Source organism: Rhizobium sp. ERR 942 (genome assembly GCF_007828395.1).
In the GTDB taxonomy this organism is placed as follows: Bacteria; Pseudomonadota; Alphaproteobacteria; order Rhizobiales; family Rhizobiaceae; genus Rhizobium; species Rhizobium dioscoreae.
In genome coordinates this window covers 640,483-651,830 of the sequence record NZ_VIUA01000002.1, presented here as the reverse complement: position 1 = coordinate 651,830, position 11,348 = coordinate 640,483, and the positions used below count along the sequence as shown (strand labels likewise).

General features: G+C 59.3%; 10 protein-coding genes. 8 read left to right on the top strand and 2 right to left on the bottom strand.

Annotated features, from left to right (window positions below; translation table 11 throughout):
• Positions 1-57: 57 nt before the first annotated feature.
• The 8 genes from FBZ97_RS09855 (at position 58) to FBZ97_RS09820 (ending at position 8,626) form a co-directional block, all read left to right on the top strand.
• Positions 58-1,272, top strand: a complete 1,215-nt coding sequence (locus FBZ97_RS09855; protein ID WP_145318896.1) for a glycosyltransferase family protein — start codon at positions 58-60, stop codon at positions 1,270-1,272.
• Between the two features lie 11 nt (positions 1,273-1,283).
• Positions 1,284-2,549, top strand: coding sequence for a glycosyltransferase family 4 protein (locus FBZ97_RS09850; RefSeq protein ID WP_186449490.1), 1,266 nt, complete (start codon positions 1,284-1,286; stop codon positions 2,547-2,549).
• Positions 2,546-3,691, top strand: coding sequence for a glycosyltransferase (locus FBZ97_RS09845; RefSeq protein ID WP_145318889.1), 1,146 nt, complete (start codon positions 2,546-2,548; stop codon positions 3,689-3,691). The genes FBZ97_RS09850 and FBZ97_RS09845 overlap by 4 nt, the downstream gene beginning before the upstream one ends.
• A 237-nt stretch (positions 3,692-3,928) precedes the next feature.
• Positions 3,929-6,643: an ABC transporter ATP-binding protein gene (locus tag FBZ97_RS09840; protein ID WP_145318886.1), complete on the top strand. Its 2,715-nt coding sequence runs from the start codon at positions 3,929-3,931 to the stop codon at positions 6,641-6,643.
• Between the two features lie 53 nt (positions 6,644-6,696).
• The gene (locus tag FBZ97_RS09835) at positions 6,697-7,173 is read left to right on the top strand and encodes a Crp/Fnr family transcriptional regulator (protein WP_069610301.1); all 477 of its coding nucleotides are present in this window, start codon (positions 6,697-6,699) and stop codon (positions 7,171-7,173) included.
• Between the two features lie 52 nt (positions 7,174-7,225).
• Positions 7,226-7,753, top strand: coding sequence for a hypothetical protein (locus FBZ97_RS09830; protein ID WP_145318883.1), 528 nt, complete (start codon positions 7,226-7,228; stop codon positions 7,751-7,753).
• A 256-nt stretch (positions 7,754-8,009) separates the two neighbouring features.
• Positions 8,010-8,261, top strand: a complete 252-nt coding sequence (locus FBZ97_RS09825) for a transcriptional regulator (protein ID WP_112723358.1) — start codon at positions 8,010-8,012, stop codon at positions 8,259-8,261.
• Between the two features lie 2 nt (positions 8,262-8,263).
• Complete coding sequence (locus FBZ97_RS09820) at positions 8,264-8,626, top strand: type II toxin-antitoxin system RelE/ParE family toxin (RefSeq protein ID WP_113329609.1); 363 nt, start codon at positions 8,264-8,266, stop codon at positions 8,624-8,626.
• A gap of 30 nt (positions 8,627-8,656) precedes the next feature.
• On the opposite strand, the gene FBZ97_RS09815 is transcribed toward FBZ97_RS09820, so the two are convergent.
• Together FBZ97_RS09815 and FBZ97_RS09810 are read right to left on the bottom strand one after the other, a co-directional pair.
• A complete protein-coding gene (locus FBZ97_RS09815) occupies positions 8,657-9,799 on the bottom strand; it encodes a fumarylacetoacetate hydrolase family protein (protein ID WP_145318881.1) in 1,143 nt (380 codons plus the stop codon).
• Between the two features lie 178 nt (positions 9,800-9,977).
• Positions 9,978-11,348: an alpha-glucosidase/alpha-galactosidase gene (locus FBZ97_RS09810; protein ID WP_145318878.1), complete on the bottom strand. Its 1,371-nt coding sequence runs from the start codon at positions 11,346-11,348 to the stop codon at positions 9,978-9,980.

The following is an 11,348-nucleotide window of genomic DNA, read 5'->3' as shown; positions in this document are numbered from 1 at the left end:
GCGGATGTCGTTTGCCGACATACCGCGTATAACTTTCACCCCCAGAGGTTTTTGCCTATGAAGCGGCGCTTAGAAGATGCTCGAATCCTCATGTATAGCCATGACACGTTCGGTCTCGGCCATCTGAGGCGGTGCAGAACGATTGCCCATGCGCTTGTCGAGGACTATCGCGGCCTGAATGTGCTGATCATATCCGGCGCGACGATCGCCGGCGCATTCGATTATCGCGCCCGTGTCGATTTCGTCAAAGTGCCGAGCGTCATCAAGCTGCGCGACGGCGAATACACGTCTATGGCGAGCCATGTCGCATTGCAGGAAACGCTGAAGATGCGGCAATCGATCATTCGCCACACGGCCGAAACCTTTCAGCCCGATGTTTTCATTGTCGACAAGGAGCCGATGGGGCTGAAAGGCGAGGTCGAGGAAACGCTGACCTATCTCAAGGCACGCGGCACGACGCTCGTACTCGGCATGCGCGACGTCATGGATGCGCCGCATCTCCTGGAAGCCGAATGGAAGAAGAACAACGTTCTACAGAAGATCGATCAGTTCTACGATCGCGTCTGGGTCTATGGTCCGCCGGACTTTCACGATCCGCTCGTCGGCCTCGATGTGCCCCCCGGCGTGCGCCGGAAGATGGAGTTCGTCGGTTTCCTGCAGCGCAGCGTTTCCACCCTGGGCACGAAGTCGGAACATGTGCCTGACGAGGATTATATCCTGGTGACGACTGGCGGCGGCGGCGACGGCGCCGATCTCGTCAGCGATGTCATTGCCGCTTTCGAGGAGGATAGCTCTCTCACGCAGAAGACGCTGATCGTGCTCGGCCCCTATATGCCAGCCAAGGAGCGCGGTCAGCTTTTGGAACGCGCCAGCAAGATCGACTGTCTGCAGGTCATCGAGTTCGACAACAAGATGGAAGAGCTGATCGCCGGCGCCAAGGCCGTTGTTGCCATGGGTGGCTATAATACCTATTGCGAGATCCTGTCCTTCGACAAGCCGGCACTGATCATTCCGCGCACGCGGCCGCGCGAGGAGCAGCTCATCCGCGCGCAGCGGGCAAGCGAACTCGGCCTCGTCGACATGCTGCTGCCGGAAGAATCGGCCGATCCGAAGCAGCTTGCCGCTGCGCTGAAGCGCCTGCCGAACAGGGCGCCACCTTCGGCGAGCAACAGCAACATGCGCCTGGAAGGGCTCGTGCATATTTCGCGCACCGTCGGCGAATGGTTCGATGACCGCGAGCGCTATACGCCGCTATCGATCGTTGCCGAGTAGATCACCGGAACCTGTCGATGCGGAAGAAAATACTGGTGGTCCTGAAAGGCTATCCCCGCCTGTCGGAAACCTTCATCGCGCAGGAGCTGCTCGGCCTGGAAAAGGCCGGCTTCGACCTGACGCTGATTTCGATGCGCAAGCCTACGGACAAGAAGCGCCATCCCGTCCATGACGAGATTAGGGCGCGTGTCGTCTATCTGCCCGAATATCTGCATAACGAACCGTTGAGGGTGCTTCGCGCCTTCTTTGCCGGTATCGGCAAGCCCGGGTTCAAGCCGCTCCTGAAGCAGTTCTGGACCGATCTCAAGCGGGATACCACCCCTAACCGCGTGCGGCGCTTCGGTCAGGCCTTGGTGCTGGCGCATGAATGGCCCGATGGCGGCGAATGGCTGCATGCGCATTTCATCCATACGCCGGCCTCGGTGACATCCTATGCCAGCATCATGACCGGCATTCCCTGGACGTGTTCGGCCCATGCCAAGGATATCTGGACGTCACCGGACTGGGAGCTTTCGGAAAAGCTCGGCCGCGCCCGCTGGACCGTGACCTGCACGCGCACCGGTTTCGAGCACATGCGCGATCTGGTCGGAGTGGACGACAAGGTCCATCTGAGCTATCACGGGCTGGATCTGGACCGCTTCGGCTCCTTCACCGGCGAACATTCCAACCGCGATGGCAAGGACGCTTCCGATCCCGCTTTTATCCTCAGCGTTGGACGTGCGGTGGAGAAGAAGGGATACGACGTGCTGTTGAAGGCGCTGGCATTGCTTCCCGGCGATCTCAACTGGCGCTTCACCCACATTGGCGGCGGCGATGGCTTGACGAAACTCAAGGCATTGGCCGATACGCTTGGCATCGCCGACCGCGTCACCTGGAAGGGTGCGCTGTCACAGGAAGACGTGCTTGCCCAATATCGCCAGGCCGATATCTTCGCGCTCGCCTGCCGGGTGGCCGCCGACGGTGATCGCGACGGGTTGCCGAACGTGCTCGTCGAGGCCTCGAGCCAGCGTCTTGCCTGCGTCTCTACCAATGTCTCCGGCGTTCCCGAACTCCTCGAAGATGATGCGAACGGTCTTGTCGTTCCTCCGGAGGATCCGCAGGCGCTCGCCGTCGCACTGGAATCTGCCATTCGCAGCCCGGCACTGCGCCACAGGCTGGGCGAAGCGGCCGAAAGGCGGGTGCGCGAGCATTTCGACTATCACGCCAGCATCCGGCAACTGACGGGGCTGTTCGAGGAGCAATGGCAGAGAGAAGATCAATGGCGGAAATCCGCATGACAACCTCGCATAGCCTACCGTTGCGGGTCTTTTTCTACGTTCAGCATCTGCTTGGCATCGGCCATCTGGCGCGCGCGAGCCGCATCGCCAGCGCGCTGGTGCAAGACGGCTGCCAGGTGACGGTGGTCACCGGCGGCCTGCCGGTAAACGGCTTCCCGGGGGCGGATGTTACCTCCGTCACATTGCCGGCCGTGGTTGCGAGCAGCGCCGGCTTCTCCGGTCTTGCCGATCAGTCTGGCAATGCCGCCGGCGAGGAGTTCCTGTCTCGGCGCCGCGACTTGCTGCTGGAGGCGTTCCGGCAGGCGGCGCCCGATGTCGTCATCATCGAGGCCTTTCCCTTCGGTCGCAGACAGATGCGTTTCGAGCTTCTGCCGCTGCTCGATGCCATTTCTGAAGCCGATCCGAAGCCGAGGCTCTACACCTCGCTGCGGGACATTCTGCAGCAGCAGAAGAAACCGGGGCGCGACGAAGAGACAGTCGGCCTGCTTCGCGATCATTTTGATGGTGTGCTTGTCCATGGCGATCCGCATTTCGTCCGGCTGGAAGAGACCTTTCCCCTGACCGAGGCGATCGCGGACAAGATTGTCTACACGGGTCTTGTCGCACCCGCTTTGCCACCGGAACCAGTCGAAACCTTCGACATCGTCGTTTCAGCCGGCGGCGGCGCTGTCGGGCGCGACCTTATCCGCGCCTCGCTGGAAGCGGCAAGCCGAGTGGCGAGCGATCGCCGCTGGCTGTTGATCGCCGGGCCGAACCTCCCGGAGCGGGATTATGCCGAGCTCGCCAGCGATGCGCCCGGTAATGTCGAACTGGTTCGCTTCCGCAAGGATTTTCCCTCCCTTCTGCGCGGCGCCGAGCTTTCGATTTCGCAGGCCGGCTATAATACGGTCGGCGATCTTCTCGTGGCCGGTTGCCGCGCCATTCTGGTTCCTTTCACCGCCGGCGGCGAGACGGAGCAATCCGTCCGAGCCGAGCGGCTGGAGAGATTGGGATTGGCATTGGCCTTGCCGGAAGCGGGATTGACGACGGACATGCTGGTCGAGGCCGTGAGGACGGCGCTGTCCCGACCCAAGCCAGGCAAGCCGGATATCGATCTTGGCGGCGCCGCCAGAACATCCGCCATTCTGCGTGAGGTCATGTAGCGACGTGTGTGGCTGATATCGGAGACATCCTGTCGTTTTATCCTCCTGGATTCCCGCAATCTTGTGATATAAATCGAAAAATCGATGAATCGGGAGGAGCGTGGACGAAAGACCGGGCGGAGTCCCCTTTCACATATGGGGCCACGTATCCGTAACGAAACCTTCCCGCATCTCTGCAACATCGGTGCCGGCATCGCGCTGGCGCTGGGCGTTGAATTTGAAAGCCTGCAGTAAGCAATGGAAAAAAGCCTAGCGCGTTACATTTGGTCGAATACCCGGCTGGAGCAGGTCTGGATACTGCTCGTCGTCGCGGCCTCGATGATCCCGTACTTCCTGTCCTTCGACTTGCCGAAGCAGATCGTCAACGGGCCTATCCAGGGCAAAGGTTTCGAACATCCCGGCGATACGCAGACCTTCATGCACATTGCTTTCAATGTGCCGCTCATCGGCCATGTCGAGATTTTTCAGGGCGTGCAGCTGACGCGCATGTGGATGCTCGTTGCGCTGAGCATGGTGTTTTTGGCGCTCGTCGTCCTCAACGGTCTCTTCAAGCTCTATATCAACACCTATAAGGGACGTCTGGGCGAGCGCATGCTTCGCCGTATCCGCTTTGAGCTGATCGACCGGGTCTTGCGGTTTCCGCCGGCGCACTTCAAGCGCGTCAAGCCCGCGGAAATCGCCACCATGATCAAGGACGAGGTGGAGCCGATGGGCGGCTTTACGGGCGATGCTTTCGTGCAGCCCGCCCTTCTCGGCGGCCAGGCGGTAACGGCGCTCGTCTTCATCATCATGCAGAATTTCTGGCTCGGTATGATCGCCGCGGCCATCGTCGCCGTGCAGGCCATCGTCATTCCGCGTATGCGCAAGCGGCTCCTGGAACTCGGGCGCCAGCGGCAGCTGACGGCGCGTGAGCTTTCCGGCCGCGTCGGCGAGATCGTCGACGGTATCGGCACCATTCATGCCAATGACACCACGAACCTGGAACGCGCCGACATCGCGCACCGGCTCGGATTGATCTTCTCGATCCGCTACGATCTCTATCAGTGGAAGTTCCTGGTCAAATTCATCAATAACTTCCTCGCTCAGGTAACACCGTTCCTGTTCTATCTGATCGGCGGCTTTCTGGCGCTGCAGGGCCGACTGGACATCGGTCAGCTCGTCGCCGTCATCAATGCCTACAAGGATCTGCCCGGGCCGCTGAAGGAGCTGATCGACTGGGACCAGTCGCGTCAGGACGTTCAGGTAAAATACAATCAGGTGGTCGAACAGTTCAGCGTCGATCATCTGATCGATCCGAAAATCCAGGCGGTTTCGCCCGCGCCCGCCGCCCGCATCACCCATTCTCTCGTCGCGACCAATCTGACCATCGTCGACGACAGCGGCGCGCGTGTGCTGGACCACGTTTCGGTTGAGATTCATCCGGGCGAAAGGGTAGCGATCGTCGGCGACAGCGGTGCGGGGGGCGAATATCTTGCAGAGGCGTTCGGACGCCTGATCTGGCCGGATAGCGGCCGCATTTCCATCGATGGCCACGATATTCTCGAACTGCCGGAATCGCTCATCGGGCGACGCATCGCCTACGCCTCCTCCGAGACCTTCTTCTTTCACGGCACTTTGCGCAGCAATCTGCTCTATGGTCTCAAGCACGCACCGCTCGTTGCCCCTGTCTACAGCGAGGATGAGGCGATAAAGGTCAAATGGAGCATGGCCGAGGCGCGTCGTGCGGCCAATCCGGAATTCGACCTCAATAGCGACTGGGTGGACTATGCCGCCGCCGGGGCTACGGGACCGGATGATATCTACTCTGCCATCCGTCCGGTTCTCGATGCCGTCGCCATGTCGCAGGATATTTTCGACATGGCCTTGCGCTCGAATGTCGATGCCACGGCACACCAGGATCTGACGTCGCGCATCGTCGAGCTGCGGCAGGCATTGCGGTCGCGGCTTGAAGAGGAAAAACTCGCGGATCTCGTGGTTCCCTTCGAGTTCGATGCTTATAATCCGCAAGCGACCGTTGGTGAAAATCTGCTTTTCGGTACGCTGAAGCGGCCGCAGATGACCAATCGCAAACTGGCGGCTCATCCCTATTTTCGGCAGATATTCGCCGAAACGGGTCTGGTCTCCGATTTATATGATATGGGCCTGGAGATCGCCGAAAACGCGGTCGAACTCTTCACGGACCTGCCGCCGGACCATCCGTTCTTCCAGCAGCTGACCTTCATGACGGCGGAAGACATCCCGACCTATGAGGCGCTGCTGCAGAAGCTCAACGGCAAGGGCTATGAGGCAGCGACCGACGATGAGCGTGCGGCCATCATCCGGCTGAGCTTCTCCTATATCGAACCGCGTCACCGCTTCGGCCTTCTGACGCAGGTGCTCATGGAAAAGATCGTGAAGGCGCGCGCGAAGTTCTACGAGAATATTCCGGCCGATCTCGCCAAGGTCATCGAGCGCTACGATCCGGAGCGCTTCACTGCGTCTGCCACCTTGATGGACAACGTGCTGTTCGGGCGCATCGCGCATCAGCAGGCGAATGCGCCGGAGCGCATCCATCAGATCATGTATGATGTGTTCGGGCGTCTCGGCATGCATGATGCAGTTCTGTCGATCGGGCTGGATTTCGACGTCGGCTCGGGCGGCAAGCGCCTGACCAACGTGCAGCGCCAGAAACTCAATCTCGGTCGCGCCCTTTTGAAACGAGCCGATTACATCATCTGCAATCGCCCGCTGCCGGCACTCGACCATCGCGTCCAGGATCAGATCGCGAGAGCCATTCTGGGCGAACTCCATAGCGGCGATTATGCGCCGGCGATCATCTGGGTTCTCTCCAACCCCAGTTTTGCCGAATTGTTCGACCGCGTCATGGTTTTCGATCACGGCAGCCTCGTCGAAAATGGCTCTACCACCGATCTTTTAGAGAAAAACGGTATGTTCAAAGAACTGTTATCGTAATATCCTATCTCGACAGTGGCGTCTGGGGCCGAACACTGGGGGTACCGAAGCTCATGCTTCTGAAGGACGAAGTTGAAATGCTGAAGCGGGTGCCGATTTTTTCGCGCATTGCACCCGCAAAATTGAAACTCTTGGCGTTTACGTCCGATCGGGTCAGCTACAATGCTGGCCAAACCCTGTTTCATCAGGGCGATCAAGGTGATGCGGCCTATGTTGTTCTTTCAGGAACTGCTGATATTCTCGTCGATAGCCCAGCCGGCGAGATCAAGGTTGCCGAAGTCGACCTCAATTCCATCGTCGGCGAAATTGCCATCCTCTGCGATGTCTCCCGTACAGCCACGGTGAAAGCGACTTCCAGGCTGGAAGCCTTGAAGATCAGCAAGGAGCATTTCCTGAAGCTGCTTAGCGATTTCCCGGAGATGGCCGTCGAGATCATGCGCGTGCTGGCCGATCGCCTGAACCATACAACCTCGGAACTGACCGCTGTGCGCAGCCGCCTCGACCAGCCGCAGTCGATGTCCACTCATTGAGATTGAGGGAGCCGGTGCTCGTGCTTTTGAGAGGCGGGCGTCCCATTTCAATATGGCAAACTCAATTCCGAAATATGCGCGGCCCGAATATGAACGCCGATTTCTCCTCAGCGACATTCCAGATCTTTCCGGTATAGCATTCCGGCTGATCGAAGATCTTTATCTCGACGGCACCCGGCTGCGCCTGCGCAAGATCATCTGCGAGGATGGAAACGAGCAATACAAGCTCTGCAAGAAGTCCCCTGGCCCGAGCGCCAATCCCCTCGCAATCGTCAATATCTACCTGACATCGCAGGAATATGATCTTCTTTCAGCGTTGAACGGCAAAGGTATTCGGAAGAGGCGGTACAATATCGCCTCTTCCGAATACCTTTGCCTGGATGTTTTCGAAGGTCAGCTTGTCGGCCTGGTTCTATGCGAGATCGAGGCGGAATCCGTCGCCTTGCTCGAAGCGCATGCACTGCCTCACTGGATTGGACGCGACGTTTCAGACGATCCGTTTTTCACCGGTGGCAATCTTGCTTCTATCGATGCTGCGCAACTCTCGGCGAGACTGGTGTCGCTCGGATCTTGCGCTTAGTCGTCAACGATCTCGCAGGCAATGAAGAAGCCCCACTGTAGGCAGCGCGATCCAATCAAGCCAATCGGAGGGAGGTGCGGCGTTGCGTCGTCCTTTTTCGCGAGGGGGTTTTTCTGCCGCCTCGTCGGCTCCGACGGCAAGGTTGCTGGTGGCCCGGACAGTCGTCGCGATGATGCGGCGCGCTCTTACCCGTGAAGAATATTGACAATATATGCTACGAACTCCACAATTGAGGTGGAATGGAAGGATAGTTCCGATGGCGTCGGGTAGCATTCATGTGAAGGTCAGCGGTGCGCTGCAAGACCACATTCAGCAGCAGATCGGCGACACTGGTCTTTATGAGAACGCCAGCGAATACATTCGCGCCTTGATACGTCGCGACCTTCAAACCCGTAATGAGGCGTGGGATGCGCTGCAAAAGGAGCTTGCACCGGCCATGCGCGCGGATGACAGCGAGTTTATCGCAGTTTCCGCCGAAGATGTCATTCGCCGCAATACGCGTCGCTGATCATGGTGGTGTATCGCTTTTATCCGCGCGCGGATGCGGCGCAGGACAAGATTTGGCGGGATACAGTTGAGACATGGGGAGAGAAGCAGGCGGTGACGTATATCACCGGCTTGCATACCCATTTGCAGCGGCTATGCGAGGAAAGGGCGATATGGCGCAAGCTTCCGCAGCGTCTTGCAGTTCCCGCCGACGTGAAACACGAGGCGTATTTCAGTCGCTACGAGCATCATTATGTCTTCTTCCGGGAGCTCGATAACGGCGATCTTGGCGTGATGAGTATTTTGCATGAGCGCATGGACCTGCCCGTGCGCCTTGCCGAGGATCTGGCGGCGCTTTCCGGGAGAGCGGGATCTTTCAAGGCATAGGGTCGGTGTGGCCAATTCGCCTTTGAAGTCTCAGATCAATCCCCGCCGGGCCAGATTGCGCATCAGATGCGAGGCGCCGAAGGTCCAGGGCGGGCATTCGGTCGACAAAAGCACGCGGTTGCGCAGCGAACCGAGCTTGTCGTTAGAAATGGTGACGATGTCGCCGACCTTGTGGGTGAAGCCTTGGCCGGGCGTGTCGCGATCCTCGACGGGGGCAAATAGTGTTCCCATGAACAGCACGAAGCCGTCGGGATATTGATGATGGCGGCCGATGGTCTGGGAGACGAGATCGAGCGGATCGCGGCTGATTTCCTTCATCGACGAGCGGCCGTGCAGCACATAACCGTCCTCACCTTCGACTTTGAGGTCGAGATCGGCGTTGCGCACGTCATCAAGATTATAGGTCTCGTCGAACAGACGGATGAACGGCCCGATTGAGCAGGAGGCGTTGTTGTCCTTGGCCTTGCCAAGGAGCAGGGCGGATCGGCCTTCCACGTCGCGCAGGTTGACGTCGTTGCCGAGGGTGGCGCCCTTGACCCGGCCCTGGCTGTCGACCGCCAGCACGATTTCCGGCTCGGGATTGTTCCACTTGGAGATCGGATGCAGGCCGACATCGGCGCCTTGTCCCACAGACGACATTATCTGCGATTTGGAAAAGACTTCCGCGTCCGGTCCGATGCCCACTTCGAGATATTGCGACCAGACACCCTCCTCGATCAACGCCGCCTTGACCTTGGCCGCTTCCGCTGAACCGGCCTTCAAATTGCGCAGACTGTCGCCGATCAGTGCGGTCACCTTGCCGCGGATCGCTTCGGCTAGGTCCGGATTACCGGCTGCGCGCTCCTCGATGACGCGCTCCAGCATCGAACGGGCAAAGGTGACGCCACAGGCCTTGATCGCCTGCAGGTCGATGGGGGCGAGAAGGTGGATGGCCGAGTGGTCGGCCTTAGCGGCCAGCAGATCATCGAGTTTGGCGATGGCTTCGCCTTTCTGGGTGCGAATGAAAGCCACCGGATCATCTTTTTCCAGAAGGTCGCGCATGGTCGGCGTTTCCTTCGAGGTGATGTCATAGAGCGTGCCGTCGCGAAGGGTGACGAGAGCGGGGCCTTGCACATCCGGGCGCCAGATGCGGCCGACGAATGTTCCGGTGGTGAATGTGTTCGAGCTGGCCATGTCGTTCGTTTCCTCCAAACTGCGAGCGTTTCTAGCGCAGTCGATCCCGCTTTGCCATCTGTTATGACGGCATCATTCGCTGCATTTTGGATTTTCATCTTTTCCTGGAAGCTAAAAATGTAAGGCCCCGCGGCGCCACCGCGAGGCCTTTTGGGCCGCAAGCCGGGAGAGAGTGGCTTTACGCGGCCTGAACCTTGCGATTGCCGCGCGCCCATTCCGGCAGCCAGTCGCCATGGGCAGCCAACAGCTCGTCGACCAGCGACCAGATTTGGTCGAGATCGAGTTCGGCTGCTGTGTGCGGATCCATCATCGCGGCATGGTAGATGTGCTCGCGATTTTCGGTCATCAGAGCTTTCACGGTCAGCTCCTGCACGTTGATGTTCGTGCGGATGAGCGCCGTCAGCTGCGGCGGCAGATCGCCGACATAGGTCGGCTGGATGCCGGAGGCATCGACGAGGCAGGCGACTTCCGCCGCGCAATTATAAGGCAGCGAGGTGATGCAGCCATTGTTGCGGACATTGCCGTAGATGACGGAAGGTTCGCCGGTCCAGACCGAATTGATGATCGAGGAAGCATATTCCTTCGACTGCTTGACCTCGATCTTTTCCGCCGTGCGATATTCCTCGGCCTGGTTCTTCCAGCGCGCCACCTGCTCGATGCAGCGTTTCGGATATTCGTCGAGCGGAATGCCGAACTTCTCGATCAGATCCTCGCGGCCCTCCTTGATGAAGTAGGGGGTGTATTCGGCGAAATGCTCGGAGCTTTCGGTGACGAAATAGCCGAGGCGGGTCAGCATTTCATAGCGCACCTTGTTGGGGCAGCGCGGGTTCCAGCCGGGTTTTGGCGCGCGTCCTTCGCGATAGGCGCGCACGAGATCGGGATAGAGATTGCGGTAGGAACCATCCGGCTGACGATGCTCGAATTCGAGATAGAAGGCCATGTGGTTGATGCCGGCCGAGCGGTAGCGGATCTCGTTGTAGGGAATGTCGAGATCGTGCGCCAGTTCCATGGCCGTGCCCTGCACCGAATGGCAAAGACCGACCTGCTTGATCGTTGGGTACTTCTCCCCGATCGCCCAGGTATTGATGGCCATCGGGTTCACATATTGCAGCATGATCGCGTTCGGGCAAACGGCGAGCATGTCTTCGCAAATCTTCCAGAGATGCGGAACCGTGCGCAGGCCGCGCATGATGCCGCCGACGCCGAGCGTGTCGGCGATCGTCTGGCGCAGGCCATATTTCTTCGGCACTTCGAAATCGGTGACGGTGCAGGGCTCGTAGCCGCCGATCTGAAAAGCGACGACGACGAAATGCGCACCGTCGAGCGCCTTGCGCTGATCGGTAAAGGTTTCGACCGTCGCGGAGGTGCCCAGCGTCGAGGCCAGCTTGCGGGCAACAATGGCGCTTTCGTCCAGCCGCTGCGGATTGATGTCCATCAGCGCGATCCGGGCGTCCGCAAGGGCGGGCCGCTGCAAGACGTCGCCGATGATATTCTTCATGAAGACGGTCGAGCCGGCGCCGATGAAGGTGATCTTGGGAGTACCTGTCAT

Excerpts from the sequence above, each read along its gene's own strand:
- FBZ97_RS09825 (WP_112723358.1), top strand. The coding sequence starts at position 8,010 with ATGGCGTCGGGTAGCATTCATGTGAAGGTCAGCGGTGCGCTGCAAGAC.
- FBZ97_RS09820 (WP_113329609.1), top strand. The coding sequence starts at position 8,264 with ATGGTGGTGTATCGCTTTTATCCGCGCGCGGATGCGGCGCAGGACAAG.
- FBZ97_RS09810 (WP_145318878.1), bottom strand. The coding sequence starts at position 11,348 with ATGACAGGTACTCCCAAGATCACCTTCATCGGCGCCGGCTCGACCGTC.
- FBZ97_RS09830 (WP_145318883.1), top strand. The coding sequence starts at position 7,226 with ATGGCAAACTCAATTCCGAAATATGCGCGGCCCGAATATGAACGCCGA.
- FBZ97_RS09855 (WP_145318896.1), top strand. The coding sequence starts at position 58 with ATGAAGCGGCGCTTAGAAGATGCTCGAATCCTCATGTATAGCCATGAC.
- FBZ97_RS09835 (WP_069610301.1), top strand. The coding sequence starts at position 6,697 with ATGCTTCTGAAGGACGAAGTTGAAATGCTGAAGCGGGTGCCGATTTTT.
- FBZ97_RS09840 (WP_145318886.1), top strand. The coding sequence starts at position 3,929 with ATGGAAAAAAGCCTAGCGCGTTACATTTGGTCGAATACCCGGCTGGAG.
- FBZ97_RS09815 (WP_145318881.1), bottom strand. The coding sequence starts at position 9,799 with ATGGCCAGCTCGAACACATTCACCACCGGAACATTCGTCGGCCGCATC.
- FBZ97_RS09845 (WP_145318889.1), top strand. The coding sequence starts at position 2,546 with ATGACAACCTCGCATAGCCTACCGTTGCGGGTCTTTTTCTACGTTCAG.